Annotated in this window: 16 protein-coding genes; 6 read left to right on the top strand and 10 right to left on the bottom strand. The window is 61.5% G+C overall.

Annotated elements, in window-relative coordinates; all coding sequences use genetic code 11:
* The first annotated feature begins 17 nt into the window (after positions 1-17).
* The 4 genes from CKW09_RS07075 to CKW09_RS07090 all read left to right on the top strand — a co-directional run bounded on the left by CKW09_RS07075 (position 18) and on the right by CKW09_RS07090 (position 3,610).
* Positions 18-1,334 carry a sensor histidine kinase gene (locus tag CKW09_RS07075; RefSeq protein WP_061797759.1) on the top strand — a complete coding sequence of 439 codons (1,317 nt, stop codon included), beginning with the start codon at positions 18-20 and terminating at the stop codon, positions 1,332-1,334.
* A gap of 2 nt (positions 1,335-1,336) precedes the next feature.
* Positions 1,337-1,957 (top strand): response regulator transcription factor, encoded by a 621-nt coding sequence (locus CKW09_RS07080; protein WP_061797758.1) that lies wholly within the window; start codon positions 1,337-1,339, stop codon positions 1,955-1,957.
* A 119-nt stretch (positions 1,958-2,076) separates the two neighbouring features.
* Positions 2,077-2,574, top strand: a complete 498-nt coding sequence (locus CKW09_RS07085) for a GlcG/HbpS family heme-binding protein (RefSeq protein WP_061797757.1) — start codon at positions 2,077-2,079, stop codon at positions 2,572-2,574.
* A 118-nt stretch (positions 2,575-2,692) separates the two neighbouring features.
* Positions 2,693-3,610: a DUF808 domain-containing protein gene (locus CKW09_RS07090; RefSeq protein WP_061797756.1), complete on the top strand. Its 918-nt coding sequence runs from the start codon at positions 2,693-2,695 to the stop codon at positions 3,608-3,610.
* 31 nt (positions 3,611-3,641) lie between these two features.
* On the opposite strand, the gene CKW09_RS07095 is transcribed toward CKW09_RS07090, so the two are convergent.
* Complete coding sequence (locus tag CKW09_RS07095) at positions 3,642-4,184, bottom strand: GNAT family N-acetyltransferase (RefSeq protein ID WP_095096341.1); 543 nt, start codon at positions 4,182-4,184, stop codon at positions 3,642-3,644.
* Positions 4,185-4,286: 102 nt separating this feature from the next.
* The gene (locus CKW09_RS07100; protein WP_095096344.1) at positions 4,287-5,213 is read right to left on the bottom strand and encodes a DMT family transporter; all 927 of its coding nucleotides are present in this window, start codon (positions 5,211-5,213) and stop codon (positions 4,287-4,289) included.
* A gap of 102 nt (positions 5,214-5,315) precedes the next feature.
* Here CKW09_RS07100 and CKW09_RS07105 point away from each other — a divergent pair, with 102 nt between their 5' ends.
* Complete coding sequence (locus CKW09_RS07105; protein ID WP_061797753.1) at positions 5,316-6,194, top strand: LysR family transcriptional regulator; 879 nt, start codon at positions 5,316-5,318, stop codon at positions 6,192-6,194.
* A 12-nt stretch (positions 6,195-6,206) separates the two neighbouring features.
* Here CKW09_RS07105 and CKW09_RS07110 read toward each other — a convergent pair whose 3' ends face one another.
* The 4 genes from CKW09_RS07110 to CKW09_RS07125 all read right to left on the bottom strand — a co-directional run bounded on the left by CKW09_RS07110 (position 6,207) and on the right by CKW09_RS07125 (position 9,073).
* Positions 6,207-7,019, bottom strand: coding sequence for a MetQ/NlpA family lipoprotein (locus tag CKW09_RS07110; protein WP_095096347.1), 813 nt, complete (start codon positions 7,017-7,019; stop codon positions 6,207-6,209).
* A gap of 114 nt (positions 7,020-7,133) precedes the next feature.
* Positions 7,134-7,961, bottom strand: coding sequence for a DUF1460 domain-containing protein (locus CKW09_RS07115; protein WP_095096350.1), 828 nt, complete (start codon positions 7,959-7,961; stop codon positions 7,134-7,136).
* 102 nt (positions 7,962-8,063) lie between these two features.
* Complete coding sequence (locus tag CKW09_RS07120; protein ID WP_061797750.1) at positions 8,064-8,606, bottom strand: GNAT family N-acetyltransferase; 543 nt, start codon at positions 8,604-8,606, stop codon at positions 8,064-8,066.
* Positions 8,606-9,073: an acyltransferase gene (locus tag CKW09_RS07125; protein WP_061797748.1), complete on the bottom strand. Its 468-nt coding sequence runs from the start codon at positions 9,071-9,073 to the stop codon at positions 8,606-8,608. The genes CKW09_RS07120 and CKW09_RS07125 overlap by 1 nt, the downstream gene beginning before the upstream one ends.
* Positions 9,074-9,278: 205 nt before the next feature.
* Here CKW09_RS07125 and CKW09_RS07130 point away from each other — a divergent pair, with 205 nt between their 5' ends.
* Complete coding sequence (locus tag CKW09_RS07130) at positions 9,279-9,869, top strand: Yip1 family protein (RefSeq protein ID WP_061797747.1); 591 nt, start codon at positions 9,279-9,281, stop codon at positions 9,867-9,869.
* A gap of 51 nt (positions 9,870-9,920) precedes the next feature.
* Here CKW09_RS07130 and CKW09_RS07135 read toward each other — a convergent pair whose 3' ends face one another.
* The 4 genes from CKW09_RS07135 to CKW09_RS07150 form a co-directional block, all read right to left on the bottom strand.
* On the bottom strand, positions 9,921-10,772 hold the full coding sequence (locus tag CKW09_RS07135) for a DMT family transporter (RefSeq protein ID WP_061797746.1): 852 nt from the start codon (positions 10,770-10,772) through the stop codon (positions 9,921-9,923).
* Between the two features lie 450 nt (positions 10,773-11,222).
* Positions 11,223-12,932, bottom strand: a complete 1,710-nt coding sequence (gene dld, locus CKW09_RS07140; protein WP_061797745.1) for a D-lactate dehydrogenase — start codon at positions 12,930-12,932, stop codon at positions 11,223-11,225.
* 118 nt (positions 12,933-13,050) lie between these two features.
* Positions 13,051-13,845 (bottom strand): type I methionyl aminopeptidase, encoded by a 795-nt coding sequence (gene map / locus CKW09_RS07145; protein ID WP_061797743.1) that lies wholly within the window; start codon positions 13,843-13,845, stop codon positions 13,051-13,053.
* Entirely contained in the window at positions 13,842-14,045 is a 204-nt protein-coding gene (locus CKW09_RS07150; RefSeq protein ID WP_006324220.1) for a ParD-like family protein, read from the bottom strand. Before CKW09_RS07150 ends, map begins: the two co-directional genes overlap by 4 nt.
* Positions 14,046-14,122 lie beyond the last annotated feature (77 nt).

The following is a 14,122-nucleotide window of genomic DNA, read 5'->3' on the forward strand; positions in this document are numbered from 1 at the left end:
CAGGGTACGCATGGGGTATGGTGAAAATAATAGGCTGGACGCTGCTTACGTTGCTGTCCGGCGCTGGGCTGAGCGCTTATTTTTTGCAGCAGCAATATGAAGAGAAAAGCGCGAACTTTCGCATTCTTTATCGCGATGTGACGGTGAAGCTGTCGCAGCATGACGCGATCATTCCGCTATTGCCGGCAAGCCGATACCGCTGGGAAGTGCAGCGCATTTTTCCGCAAATTATTCGCTGGCGGCCGCATCCGAGCATTGAGCCGCGGCGCGCTATCGTGGTGGAGCCGAATGGCCGCTACTGGCTCAACGCCGAAAAACAATCCGTGCTGATCGACCTGAACCGGCTGATCGGCGAGCTGGCGGGGAAAAATGCCTTCGGCCACCTGGCGGTTCTTTGGCACGATCGGCCGCTGTTCGAGCGGGGCGTAGCGGAGCGGCGCTATTATTGGCAGTGGGAAAAAGTGATCGCCAGCCAGTCGCAACCTTTCGTGCTCGCCGCCGGCGATAACCCCGACTGGGCTGCGTTGCCCTGGCCGACAATCCTGTCGCCGGCCCTGTTTTGGGGGCTGGCGCTGTATCTGGTCAGCCAATATCGCGCCAACCAGCGCCGGCGCGATATTGCCGATTTACGCGCCCATTACGCCGAACTTACGCGCCTGAATACCCTGGGGGAACTCACCGCCGGCATCGTGCATGAGCTTAACCAACCGCTCACCGCCATTTTAAGCTATAACCAAACCGCATTGCGTCTGCTGCGGCACCAGCAGGTCGAACAGCTGCCGCCGCTGCTGGAGGCCGCCGTGGTGCAAATTAAGCGTACGGACGCGCTGCTGCAGCAATTCCGGCAGAAACTGGTCAGCGAGCAGGTCGATTACCAACCGGTGGCGCTGGGGCCGCTTTGGGCGAGGGTGACGACGCTGTTGGACAACGAAATCCGCCGCAACAGGATCAAGGTCAGCAGCCGCATTCCCGACGGTTTGCCCCTGCTGTTCGCACCGCCGCTGTGGGTAGAGCAAATTCTGCACAATATCCTGAACAACGCGGTGCAGGCGCAAGCCGACAAGGCCGCGGGCACGGCATGGATCAGACTGGAGGCCGGCGCCGCTGACGACGGCATCGCGCTGACCCTCACCGATGGCGGCCCCGGGCTGTCGGAGCAGGCTTTGCAGCAGGTGTTCATGCCCTTTTTCACCACGCGCGCCAATGGCATCGGGCTGGGGATGGCGCTGACGGACACGCTGGTACAGCGCCTTAATGGCAGCATCGAGGCGAGCAATATCGCGGGGCAGGGCGCCTGCTTCAGGATTTGGCTGCCCGTGCATGCTCAGGAGTGACGATGACACAGTATATTTATCTGATTGATGACGAAGCGGCGATTCGTTCCTCGCTCAGCGCGCTGCTGGGCACCGTGGGTTGGCAGACGCAGGCGTACGACAGCGCCCCGTCTTTCGAACAGAGCGTCGGTGAACTGCATGCGCTGACCGGCTGTATGCTGCTGGACATCAGGATGCCAGGCAAGACCGGGTTGACGCTGTTGGACGAGTGGAGGCGGCAGGGGTTGGAGATCCCGGTGATCATCATGACCGGGCACGCGAATATCGATCTCTGCCGCCGGGCGTTCAAAAACGGCGCCTTCGAATTCCTCACCAAACCGATCGATGCGGATTTGCTGTTTGAAGTGGTCGGCAGCGCATTGGAACAGCAAAGGCAATTGCAGCAGCGGCAACGGCAACTGCGGCTGATGCAAAGCCGGCTGGCTACCCTGACCGCCCGTGAAAACGACGTCTTCGAGCAGATCGTGCAAGGACGTTCGAGCAAAGAGATCGCCCGCAGCTTTTCGCTGTCTCCGCGCACCGTCGAGGCGCATCGCGCCAATATATTCGCCAAGCTCGACGTCAATTCGCTGCCCAAACTGATGAACGTCTACGGCGAGCTGGCGCTGCGGAAAAAGCCCTAAAACCGCCGGTGTCTAGGTATAACTACCTAGCGCCGTAGGTAATCGCGCCAATAGCCCGCCGAAGCGGCTCCTTTTACTATCCCTGATATCCATAAGGAATAAGCAAGGAGCAAGTCAATATGAAACGCATTATCTCAAGCCTGGTGTTAATCGGCGGCCTGGCGTCATTCGCCCACGCGGCCGGCGGCGTGGTGTCGCAACATTCCCTCTCCCTCGAACTGGCCGATCGGCTGGCGCAAAGCGCTATCCGGGCCTGCGGCGCCGGCAACTACAACGTCGCCGTGACCGTGGTGGATCGCGCCGGCACGCCGCTGGTGATCAAGAGAATGGACAACGCCGGCCCCCACACGGTGGAAGCCAGCCGAATGAAGGCGTTTACCGCCCTGACGACCCGCAATGCGACAGAAAACGTCATGAAGGGCGCCCAGGCGAACGCCGGTGCGGCCAACCTGCGCGATATCCCCGGGTTCCTGCTGTTGGCCGGCGGCGTGCCGGTGAAATCGGGCGAAGAAGTCGTCGGCGCCATCGGCGTCGGCGGCGCGCCGGGCGGGCATCTGGATCAGCAATGCGCATTAGAGGCGTTGAAAAGCGCCCAGAGCAGCCTGAAAGCCGGCTAAGTTTTGACGCCAGGTCAGTGATCAACGTATTTTCCGCCATCATCTCATACACATTTATGGGGGTTTACCGCTATGCTAAACGGATAATGACCCATGAATTTAAAAAGGATGAACCACTTTGGCCGGAAGTAGCTTACTGACTTTAATCGATGACATCGCTTCACTGCTGGACGACGTCTCGTTGATGACCAAAATGGCGGCGAAAAAAACCGCCGGGGTACTGGGGGACGATCTGGCGCTGAACGCGCAACAGGTCAGTGGGGTAAAGGCCGACCGTGAACTGCCGGTGGTGTGGAGCGTCGCCAAGGGCTCGTTGATCAATAAGGCCATTCTGGTGCCGCTGGCGCTGCTGATCAGCGCCTTTGCGCCCTGGGCCATCACGCCGCTGCTGATGGTGGGCGGCGCCTACCTGTGCTACGAAGGCTTCGAGAAGGTGTACCACAGCCTGGCGCATGCCAAATCGACGCCGGAGGCACAGGAAACGCTGGACGCCAACGAGGACGTGGCGGCTTATGAGAAACGCAAGGTAAAAGGGGCGGTGCGAACCGACTTCGTGCTGTCCGCCGAGATTATCGCCATCACGCTGGGCACCGTCGCCGGCGCGGCGTTCAGCCAACAGGTGATCGTGCTGTGCGGCATCGCCATCGTGATGACGGTGGGGGTTTACGGCATCGTGGCGGGCATCGTCAAGCTGGACGATCTGGGATTGTACCTGAGCCGCAAAAGCGGCGCGCTGGCCCGCACGCTCGGCAGCGGCATCGTCAGCGCCGCGCCATACCTGATGAAAACGCTGTCGATCGTCGGCACCATCGCCATGTTTATGGTCGGGGGCGGCATCCTGACCCACGGTCTGCCGCCGGTGCACCACCTGTTCGAGGACTGGGCGTCTTACGCCACCGTGGTGCCGACCTTTGGCCATATTCTGCAGGGCGTCATTCCGGCATTGCTGAACGTGGCGTTCGGCCTGATCGCCGGCGCTGCGGTGCTGTTGCTGGTGTCGTCGCTGGGCGCCATCCGCGCGCGTTTGAAAGCCTGACAAAAACGGGGGCGTCCTGCCCCCGCCATGTTCACCGCGGCGCAGTAGCGCCGCTTTCGCCCAGCGCACGCTGCATGATGTGGGTGTCGCGCCACTCTCCCAATTTAAAACCCACCGCTTTCAGCGTGCCCACGTCGTTGAACCCCAGCTTTTGGTGCAGCGCCAGCGAACCTTGATTGGCGGCCGAATCGCCGACGATCGCCAGCATTTGCCGCCAGGGGCCTTGTTCGCAGCGGGCGATCAGCGCAGCCAACAGCGCTTTGCCGATGCCGTTGCCCTGCTGGCCTTCGGCGATATACACCGAGTCCTCCACCGTATATCGGTAAGCCGGGCGCGGCCGATAGGGCGTCGCGTAACAGTAGCCGAGGATGCGGCCGTCGCTTTTGGCCACCAGCCAGGGCAGGCCGGCTTGCAGCACCTGGCTGCGCCGCTGCTGCATTTCCGCCAGCGTCGGCGGGGTTTCTTCAAACGACGCCGCGCCGTGCAGCACATGGTGAGCGTAAATCTGCTGTATCGCGGCCATGTCGTCGGGCGTGGCGTCCGTGAGGGTCAGTAGCGGGGCGGAAAGCATCATGGCGGTTCCTGTTTACCGTGATAAATCAGAAGATAGCCGCATTATGCTCCCGGCCCGAGGTTAAGGTAAATCGGGCTTTCTTATAGCGAAGATAAGGAAAACCTATGGCTGCCTGGCCGCCGGATGCGCCGGCGCCAAACGCCGCAGCGCGCCGGATGCCAGCAGCACCCCGAGGATCACCCATGCCGCCCCGGCCAGTTGCCAGAGGTTAGGGGTATGGCCGGTGAGGGTAGCCACCAGCATGGTGAATACCGGCGCCAGATTAAAGAAGATCGCGGTGCGCACCGAACCGATTTTTTCCAGCCCGTTGAACCACAACAAATAGGCCAGCAGTGAACCGCACAGTGCCAGATACGCCACCGCGGCATGCACGCCGAGCGGGGCGGCGGCCAGGCTTTGCCGGGGATCTTCGAACAGCATGCCCAGCGGCAGCAGCGCCAGCGTGCCGAACAGCATCGAGTAGCTGGTGGTTTCGACGGCGGTGGCGTTGCGCACCCACCGTCGGGTGCCGACCATATTCAGCGCCCAGGCCAGGCTGCCGAGCAGAATGATGCCGTCGCCGGGGCTGATATCCAGTCGCAACAGCGTCTGGATATCGCCCTGGGTGATCACCAGCGCCACGCCGATAAACCCGGAGAGCAAACCGGTGACGCGCGCCGGGCTCAGTTTTTCATGCTCCCAGATGACACTGAACACCATGGTCCACAGCGGCGTGGTGGCGAGGATCAGCGCGCCGTTGACCGGCGAGGTGGATTGCAGGCCAAAGAAGGTGCACAGGTTAAATACCGTAAAGCCGAGCACCCCGAGGCCCAGATAGGCCGGCCAGTTGTTTTTCAGCGCGCTGAGGCGCAGCTGGCCGCGCAGGCCGAACACCAGCAACAGCATCAAGGTCGCCAGGCTGAAACGTTCTATCGAGGCGCTAATCGGCGGCTGATGGGCGATGATGTAAGCGCCGACGTTGAAATTGGTGCCCCAAAAAAAGGTGGCGACGATCACGCCCAAATAGGCCAGCGGCAGAGAAGGGGTCATAACGGTTTCCTTTTGTTGATAATGCGAACGGGAAACAGTTTGCGCTCGTGCTCTTTGCGGTAGAATTCCCTATACATTCACTTGGCATGTGAGAAAACACCCATGTTCAACTGGGAAGATCTGCACTACTTTATGGTTTTCGCACGCGAAAAATCGCTGTCCGGCGCGGCACGCAGCCTGCAGGTCGATCACGCCACCGTGGCACGGCGCATCGCCAGCCTGGAGGCGTCGTTGCAGCTGAAGCTGGTGGATCGTCGCCCACGCAGTTACCTGATGACTGCCGATGGGTTACGCATCGCCGAGCAGGGCGACGCCATGGCGCTCAATGCGTTTGCCGTCGGGCGCGCGGCGCTGGGGGGGCGGCAGGGCGTATCGGGCGAGGTGACATTGAGTGTACCGCCGGTAATGGGGGTGAAGCTGATCGCGCCGCGCCTCGGCGAGCTGCAGAGACGTTATCCGGATCTGCGGCCCGTCTTGCTGGCGGATACCGCTAACCGCTCGCTGTTGCGCGGCGAAGCCGACATCGCCGTCCGGCTCAGTCGCGCCAATGAAAGCGATCTGGTGGCGAGGAAAATCGGCACGGTGGAGTTTGGCCTGTACGCCGACGCGGATTATCTGCAGGTTACGCCGGATGCGGAGCGCGCGTTTATCGGCTATCACGACGATCGCGCCGCGCCGGCGCAGCAGCGCTGGCTGTTGGCACAGGCGGGTTCGCGGCCGCTGGCGCTGCGCAGCAATGATCTGATGATCCAGGCCGCCGCGGCGGTTGCCGGCGCCGGCGTGGCGCTGTTGCCGCATTTTGTGGCGCAGGACGCCGGGTTGCAGCGGCTGTCGCCGGAGCAGGCGCTGAGCCGCGAGATCTGGCTGACGGTGCATGATGATATTCGCCATGCGCCGGGCATTGTCGCCGTGACGGCGTTTTTGCTGGAGTGCTATGCGGGGGCGGCGGGGATCACCCGGCTGGTGGACGCCGCCGGGTGAAATGACCGCGGTTTACCAGCCTTTTACCGCGCCGCCGTTGAAGATGCTCTCCGCGGCTTTGGCTACCTCGTCCGATTCGTAGGCCTTGACGAAGTTTTGCACCTTTTGCGCATGCCGGTTGTCTTCGCGCGTCACGATGATGTTGGTGTACGGCGAATTTTTGTCTTCGATAAAGATGCCGTCTTTGGTCGGCGTCAGCCCGGTCTGGTTGATATAGGTGGTGCTGATGATGGCGACGGTGACTTTCGGGTCGTCCAGCACGTGCGGCAGCTGTGCGCCTTCCAGCTCCATGATTTTGTAGTTATGCGGGTTGGCGCTGATGTCCAGCGCGGTGGGCAACAGCCCCTTGCCCGGTTTCAAACCGATCAGGCCGGTTTTTTCCAGCAGCAGCAGGGCGCGGCCAAGGTTGGTCGGGTCGAGCGGAATGGCGATCACCGCGCCGTCCTGCAACTCTTTCAGCGATTTGATTTTCTTCGAGTAGCCGGCCATCGGGAACACGAAGGTATTGCCGACCGCCACCAGCCTGTAGCCGTGATCCTTGTTTTGCTGCTCGAGGAACGGCCGGTGCTGGAACACGTTGGCGTCCAGCTCGCCTTTGTCGGTGGCGTCGTTCGGCAGCAAAGAGCCGCTGAAGCTGACCAGTTCGACCTCCAAACCGTATTTATCTTTCGCCACCTGCCTGGCGACCTCCGCCACGTCCTGTTCGGCGCCGTTAATCACCCCGACCTTGATGTGATTCTGGTCGGTTTTTTGATCGCAGCCCTGCAGCGCCATCACGGCGGCCAAAGCCGCCAGCAGAGGGGTGAAACGCCAGCTTTTGGTCATCGACTTCTCCCTGAAAAGAACAATAAAATCAGTTGGTTTTGTTCTGACAGCTAAGCCTGAACCGCCGGCCAAGTCAAATGCTTGTTCAGCACAAACGGCTATAGCTAATAACCGTTAAAGCGGGCGCAGCACCAGGATACCCGGCGTGGCCAGCACGTAATCCATAAAGGGCGAATCCACCACCCGCATGTTTTCCTTGCGCGATGACGCGTTGCGCAGCACCGGGCCGCCGTCGGTCATGACAAAGATGCCGGTATGGGTGACGTCCAGCCCCGGCAGGTTGGTATAGATGCCGATATAATCGCCGGTGCGCAGCTGGGCCAGCACCTTGGCGTCGACATGGTCGCTGGGGATATAGGTGACGCTGCGGCGCAGGTTGTCCAGCCCCGGCAGATAGCGGCTGCCGTCCGCTTTCTCGTTGAGGTTTTTGTTCAGCGTAACGGCGTGCGGGCTGAGCTGCGCGGTGATGTCTTTCGCCACCGCCGCAGGCCGCTGCGCCCAGTCGGTGAAGAAGTGTTTGCGCTGTTGGAAGCTGACCTCGCCGTTGACATAGCGGGTCCGGATCAGACGCCGGACGAACCCGGCGCGGGTATCGGCCTGGCTGAGCGCTTCGACGTAGTCGATGTAGGTAAAGCAATCCAGCCCGCGGAAGTCGATCACCAGCTGCTCCGGCGTATGCTGCGAACCGATCAGCCTGTTGGCGACGTAAGGCGTGCCGAGGAATTGCTGCGCGATCAGCGCGCGGGTGCGGCCAGCGGCCTGCCCGGCAGGCCAGCCGGTGCGCAGCGCGAGGATCTCATCGAGCTTGCTTGAGGTGGCGTCGTCGATCTTCACCTGGGGATCCGTCGGGGATGACGCGGTATTCGGCGGCGCGTCGGCAGGCGGACGCGGGGTACACCCGTTCATGGCTATAACTAGCATCAGTAAAACAACCTTGTACATTCAACCCTCCAATGGTTTCGCGTGGTTATCATATAAATGATAACAGTTCTCATCCCTTGGCGAGTGGTTAAGCATTAAACACAGTCTAAACGATGACCCACATCAGTAGCCGATCTCGCTGTTGAACGGCAGATACCAGAACAGCGCGATTTCATGGTCGGCGATTTCCGGTTGCGCGCGGTACAGCAGGTGGTCGATGCCGCCGAGGATAAACCCGTAGCGCTGATAGCAGCGGCAGGCCACCAGATTGTTGTTCTGCGTCTCCAGCATCATACCTGAGGTTTCCTGTCGCCGCGCCCAGTCTTTGGCGCAGTCCAGCAGCGCGCTGGCGACCCCCAGGCGGCGTACGTGGGCGCCGACCGCGATCTCCTCAATCAGCGTATAGCCATTCCAGTTTTTGCTCAGGGTGATATGGCCGACGGCTTCGCCGCGGTGGCGGGCGAGGAAGGTCTCGCTTTCCTCATTGACGAACGGCGCCAGCGGATAGTGCTTGCGAAACGGCGCTACCGGGCGGATCGGCCAGCGGTCGATCGGGGTGTCGAACAGCGGCTGGGCATAGCAGGTTATCTGAAAGCTGAAGTCGCAGCTTGCCAGATAGCCGGCGGGCAGCTGACCGACGGCGGCGATCTGAATGGCCGGGCCCATCATGTCAGCTCCCGGATTAAGCGCGCCGGATTGCCGGCGTAGATCCCGCGGCGCGTGATGTCGCGGGTGACCACCGCCCCGGCGCCAATCACCGCGTCGCTGCAGATAGCTACCGCCAGCACGGTGGCGCCGGAGCCGATGGCCACCCGATCGCCGATGCGCGTGCGGCCCCAGCTCGCCGGATCGGCATTGGGCGCGCCCTGTTTAAACAGGTCGTTGGCGAAGGTGACGTTGTGGCCGACAAAACAGTCCTCTCCGAGGGTGACGTATTCGCAGATAAAGCTGTGCGACTGGATCTTGCTGCGCGCGCCGATGCTGACATTGCGCTGGATCTCGACAAACGGGCCGACGAAGACGTCGTCGCCGAGCCGGCAGCCGTACAGGTTGCAGGGTTCGATCAGGGTGACGTTGCGCCCGGCGTCAACGTCGACAATTCCCGCCTGACGCAGGGTTATGGCAGATGACATGGCATTCCTCACGGCTTTGCTCACTGGAGGGATTATAAGACAAACCGCCGCCGTCTCGCGGCTTTCCGCACGTTTTTTCGGCAAAAGACTATAATTAGTGCAGGGGAGAGAGCCCCGTGGCCGCAATCCTCGTACGGGCAGCAATCCGTCAGAGGTGTGAAATTCGTTCGCCGATCGCGACCTACGGCGATGGAGGAGGTGTCTCATGGTTAATCATGTTTGGGGACTGCTGGCGCATCCAAGCACCGAGTTCGAACACATTAAAAGCGAGAACGAAAGCGTCTCGCACCTATACACCCATCACGTGTTGTTACTGGCGGCGATCCCGGTGGTCTGCGCCTTTATCGGCACCACTCAGCTGGGGTGGCTCTCCGGAGAGGGGCATGCGATCCGGCTCGATATGTTTACCGCATTGTATACCGCCGTGGCGTTTTACCTGCTGATGTTGGCGGGCGTGGCGATCATGGGGAAAGTCATTCACTGGATGGCGCGCCGTTATGAATCGCGCCCCAGCTTGCATCGCTGCATGGTGTTTGCCGGCTATGTCGCCACCCCGATGTTCCTCAGCGGGGTAGTGGCGCTTTATCCGGTGGTGTGGCTGTGCCTGTTCGTCGGCATCGTCGGCCTGTGCTACTCGGGTTATCTGCTCAATCTGGGCATCCCGCACTTCCTGAATATCGACAGCAAGGAAGGGTTTATCTTCTCCAGCTCGACCTTCGCCATCGGCATCCTGCTGCTGGAGTTTCTGCTCGGGGTGACGGTGCTGCTGTGGGGGTATGGTTCCTGGTTATTCTAAGCTGAGCTCGTTGTTGCCCCTCGCGCCGCCGGCGCGAGGGGCTTTTGCTTTTTAAGGCCGGCGGAACACCAGCATCACGCCGAGCACGATGCCGGCCATGCCCAACAGGCTCATCGCCGCCAGCGCGTGGCCGAGCAGCAGATAATCCAGCAGGGCGGTGACCGCCGGGATCAGATAAAACAGGCTGGTGACCTGCACCAGGTTGCCGCGCTGGATCAGCCGGTACAGCAGGAAGGTCGCCAGCACCGAAATCACCACCGCCATCCACAGCAGCGGCAGCACGAACTCCAGCCGCCACGCCACCCGCAGCGGCTCGAACGGCAGCGCCAGCGCGCACATCGACAGCCCGACGGCGTACTGCAGCGGCAACACCGCCAGCGGCGGCTGGGCCATGCCTTTTTGCAACAGGGTGCCGGCGGTCATGCAGCCCAGCGCGATAAAGGCGCACAGCATGCCGATAAGCGAGAAGTGAGCCACCATCAGGCTTTGATACACCACCAGCGTCAGCCCGGCCAGCGCCAGCAGCAGGCCGAGGCCGCGCAGCCCGGCGCAGCGCCGTTCGGTGATGAACTGGGTGAGGATCGGCTGCACGCCGAGCAGCGTGGCCAGCACCCCGGGGGTAATGCCCCTTTCCAGCGCCAGCAGATAGCAAATCTGGTAGCTGCCGATCATCAGCAGCCCGATCAGCGCAACGCGCCAGCGGGTGCCGGGGGCGGGCAGCCATTGCCGTCGCCACAGGCCGATGGCCAGCAGCAGCGCCAGCGCGATGGCGCAGCGGAAGAACAGGAAAGCGAAGGCGGAGGCGTGCTCCAGACCCCAGCGGGAGAAGATCGCGCCGCTGCTCCATAGCAGGACGAACAGCGTAGCCAGGCCGGCGTTGGCCCAGTGAGAAGGTAATCGCATTTCATTTCACCTGTCGTGAAAATTACAGGCTCCGGCATGCGCGGCGGTCTACGCCCGAGCGCAAAAAATTGACAGTAAGCCGGAGGTAAGTAAACGGTCGGTTTGGCTTAGCGCACAACCACGATGCGTGGCGGGTAAGCGGCGACCGCGGAGACGACAGAAGAAACGGCGGGTGGGGCGGAGGGTGCGCACGGCGAAACGGCGGCCGGAAGGGTCGCGGTTGTCGGGTCCGTAGCGTGCGCAAACTGCATCATGAATTTTCCTGGGTGCCGGGAAAGGATAACGGATTAAAGATAATCAAGTTTGTCGGGGCGCGCAACATAAAATCAGCGCGCCCCGGGCCGGTGTTGGTCAGCGAGTTGATGTACGCCATACCGGCCTTAATGCGCGAGGCCCACTCTTTGGCTGGTTCGATGTCGCCGCTGGTATGGCATACGCCGCCGGCAGATGTTACCGGGCGTTGCCGGCCCAGCCTTTGCGCTTGCTGGTTTTGCCGAGGCCGGGGTTGAAGCTGTTGGTCGGGTCGGCGGCGCGGTAAAACGCCTGCAGATCCGGCTTGGCCTGGTACAGGTGGCCGACGTTATGCTCCGCCGGGTATTCGGCGCCGCGACGATCGAGTATTTCGAGCATTTTCTCTTTCAGCGCATGGCTGTCGACGCCTTTTTTCACCACGTAGTCCTGGTGGAACACGTGGCACATAAAGTGGCCGTAATACAGCTTGTGCACCAGCTGGCTGTCGATCTCCGGCGGCAGGGTTTCGAACCACTCGGTATCGTTGCGGCGCAGGGCGATGTCCAGCGCCAGGATATCCTCCACCTTGTCGGCGTGCACCGCATGGTAGCGCACCGCCGCGCCGGCGGCGGCAAAGCGGTGCAGGAACGCCTTCTTGCCCTCGTCGGCGGTGCAGGCGAAGAAGGCGCCGTCAGCCTGCGAGAAGTAGCGGCTCAGATACTGCTGCGCCTCTTCCACCCCCGGCCCGGCCATCTTCAGCAGCAGGTGATGTTCGAAGCGCTCGCGGTATTCCTTCATGCGTTTGGGCAGGTGGCTGGGCGCAAAATGGCTCAGCCCCTGCATCAGCCGGTCGGTCAGGTTGTGCGGCAGCAGCGGCAGCTTGTTCAGGCTGGCGTCCATGCGCCCCTTCAGGGTAAAGAAGCGCGGCATCTGATCGGTGCCGAGCTTGTCGATCATCATAAAGGTGTCTTTGCCGTACACCTCGGCGATGTCGAATATATCGCGGTGCATGTACTCGCCGGCGACCGGCAGGTTCTCGAATTTGCTCAGCATATGGCGGCGCAGTTCGGTCAATACCGCGGTGTCGTTGGTGCCGATATAAAACACCTGCTCCTTGCCTTCCTTTTCGAAGGTATCGAGCCGCACGGCAAACACCGCCAGCTTGCCGGCGCAGCCGGAGGCCTCAAACAGGCGGCGTTTGTCGGCGTTGAAGCGGGAAGGGGTGTCGGCATCGACGTCGCGCACCCGGCTGGCGTATTCGTTGTCGGAGGCGCGCAGCTCGCCGTGCTCGACGTCTTCCGGCCGATAGTCGCCTTTTTCCAGCCGGGTGAGGATCTCTTCCGGCGTATCGCCGAGCTTAATCCCCAGATGGTTCACCAGCCGCAGCTGGCCGTCTTCGCCCAGCTGGGCGTACAGCGCCATCTCGGTGTAGGCCGGGCCGCGTTTCACCAACGAACCGCCGGAGTTGTTGCACACGCCGCCGATCACCGAGGCGCCGATGCAGGAGGAGCCGATCACCGAATGCGGCTCGCGGCCGTAGGGTTTCAACAGCTTTTCCAGCCGATTCAGCGTGCTGCCGGGGAAGCCGACCACCTGTTTGCCGTCGTCCAGCACCTGGACGTGGTCGAGGCGCAGCGTGCTGACGATGACGATATCGCGGTCATAGTCGTTGCCGCTGGGCGTCGAACCCTCGGTCAGGCCGGTGTTGGCCGCCTGCATGATGACAATCTTGTCGGCGGCCACGCAGGCCTCCAGAATGCGCCACAGCTGCAGCAGGCGGGTGGGGAACACCACCGCCAGCGCCTGGCCTTCGCCGGAGCGGAATCCTTTACGGTAACGTTCGGTGCTGCGTTCGCCGGTCAGCAGCTGCGGGCCGCCGACGATGTCTTTGAGCTGGTTGAGAAACGCCTGGTTGCCTGACTGCGTCATGCCGATCTCCCTGTCATACCCGGGGTCTTGCACAGTGCGGCCCACAGGGCGCTGGCCGCAATGCGCATGCCGCAGGCAATGCTAAATTAGTGGCTTATTAGCTTGTTAAGCTAGTGGTTTAATAACGTTCTGCATACCCGGCCCGGCGCTCTTCGTCGCGCAGCGTCAGAATTTCCACGCCGTCGGCGGTAACCGCCAGGGTGTGCTCCCATTGGGCGGACAGCTTCTTGTCGCGGGTGATCACCGTCCAGCCGTCTTTCTTCTGCTTGATGCGGCGGTCGCCCTGGTTGATCATCGGCTCGATGGTAAACACCATGCCTTCCTGCAGCGCCATGCCGGTGCCCGGTTGGCCGAAGTGCAGCACCGCCGGCTCTTCGTGCATGTCACGGCCGATGCCGTGGCCGCAGTATTCGCGCACGATGGCGTAGCCGGCCCGTTCGGCGTGCTGCTGAATGGCGTGGCCGATATCGCCCAGCGTCGCGCCCGGCTTCACCGCGCGGATGCCCTGCCACATCGATTCGTACACATTGTTCACCAGCCGCTTGGCCAGCGGCGTCACCTGGCCGATGCAGTACATCTTGCTGGAGTCGGCGATATAGCCGCCGTTTTCCAGCGTGATGTCGACGTTGACAATCATGCCCGAACGCAGGATTTTGCTGACCGACGGAATGCCGTGACACACCACTTCGTCGATCGAGGTGTTCAGCACATAGGGAAAATCGTACTGTCCCTTGCTGGACGGGCGCGATTTCAGCTCATCAACGATGAACGCCTCGGCGCGGTCGTTGATTTCCATGGTCGAGATGCCTTCGACAATCACCTCATCGAGCATAGCAAACACCTTGGCCAACAGGGCGCCAGAGTGACGCATTTTGGCAATCTCTTCCGGCGTTTTGATCACAATCTCTTTCACCCGACAATCTCCTTCAGCGTCAGCGCGTTATCTTTCATCATTTTTTTCACCAGTTGCGGGTAGGTCAGTTCCGGATGGAACTCGGCCAGCATGCCTATCTTGATCCAGTACTCCGCCTGCGCGTTGATCGAGCGCGTCATGGTCAGGCTGGCGAGGCGCAGATCGTCATGCAGCGCGTCTGAAATTTTTACGATGCCCATCGGCGGCTCCTGAAACGAACAATATACGAAGTGTATACGTTTTGGATGGTGAGGATGTGGCATTCCGTGGCGTAAGA

Source organism: Serratia ficaria (assembly GCF_900187015.1).
Classification (GTDB): Bacteria; Pseudomonadota; Gammaproteobacteria; order Enterobacterales; family Enterobacteriaceae; genus Serratia; species Serratia ficaria.

Coding starts and splice junctions, on each gene's coding strand:
- CKW09_RS07085 (WP_061797757.1), top strand. CDS start 2,077: ATGAAACGCATTATCTCAAGCCTGGTGTTAATCGGCGGCCTGGCGTCA.
- CKW09_RS07130 (WP_061797747.1), top strand. CDS start 9,279: ATGGTTAATCATGTTTGGGGACTGCTGGCGCATCCAAGCACCGAGTTC.
- CKW09_RS07135 (WP_061797746.1), bottom strand. CDS start 10,772: ATGCGATTACCTTCTCACTGGGCCAACGCCGGCCTGGCTACGCTGTTC.
- CKW09_RS07110 (WP_095096347.1), bottom strand. CDS start 7,019: ATGACCAAAAGCTGGCGTTTCACCCCTCTGCTGGCGGCTTTGGCCGCC.
- dld (WP_061797745.1), bottom strand. CDS start 12,932: ATGACGCAGTCAGGCAACCAGGCGTTTCTCAACCAGCTCAAAGACATC.
- CKW09_RS07100 (WP_095096344.1), bottom strand. CDS start 5,213: ATGACCCCTTCTCTGCCGCTGGCCTATTTGGGCGTGATCGTCGCCACC.
- CKW09_RS07125 (WP_061797748.1), bottom strand. CDS start 9,073: ATGTCATCTGCCATAACCCTGCGTCAGGCGGGAATTGTCGACGTTGAC.
- CKW09_RS07095 (WP_095096341.1), bottom strand. CDS start 4,184: ATGATGCTTTCCGCCCCGCTACTGACCCTCACGGACGCCACGCCCGAC.
- CKW09_RS07075 (WP_061797759.1), top strand. CDS start 18: ATGGTGAAAATAATAGGCTGGACGCTGCTTACGTTGCTGTCCGGCGCT.
- CKW09_RS07115 (WP_095096350.1), bottom strand. CDS start 7,961: ATGTACAAGGTTGTTTTACTGATGCTAGTTATAGCCATGAACGGGTGT.
- CKW09_RS07080 (WP_061797758.1), top strand. CDS start 1,337: ATGACACAGTATATTTATCTGATTGATGACGAAGCGGCGATTCGTTCC.
- CKW09_RS07120 (WP_061797750.1), bottom strand. CDS start 8,606: ATGGGCCCGGCCATTCAGATCGCCGCCGTCGGTCAGCTGCCCGCCGGC.
- CKW09_RS07105 (WP_061797753.1), top strand. CDS start 5,316: ATGTTCAACTGGGAAGATCTGCACTACTTTATGGTTTTCGCACGCGAA.
- CKW09_RS07150 (WP_006324220.1), bottom strand. CDS start 14,045: ATGGGCATCGTAAAAATTTCAGACGCGCTGCATGACGATCTGCGCCTC.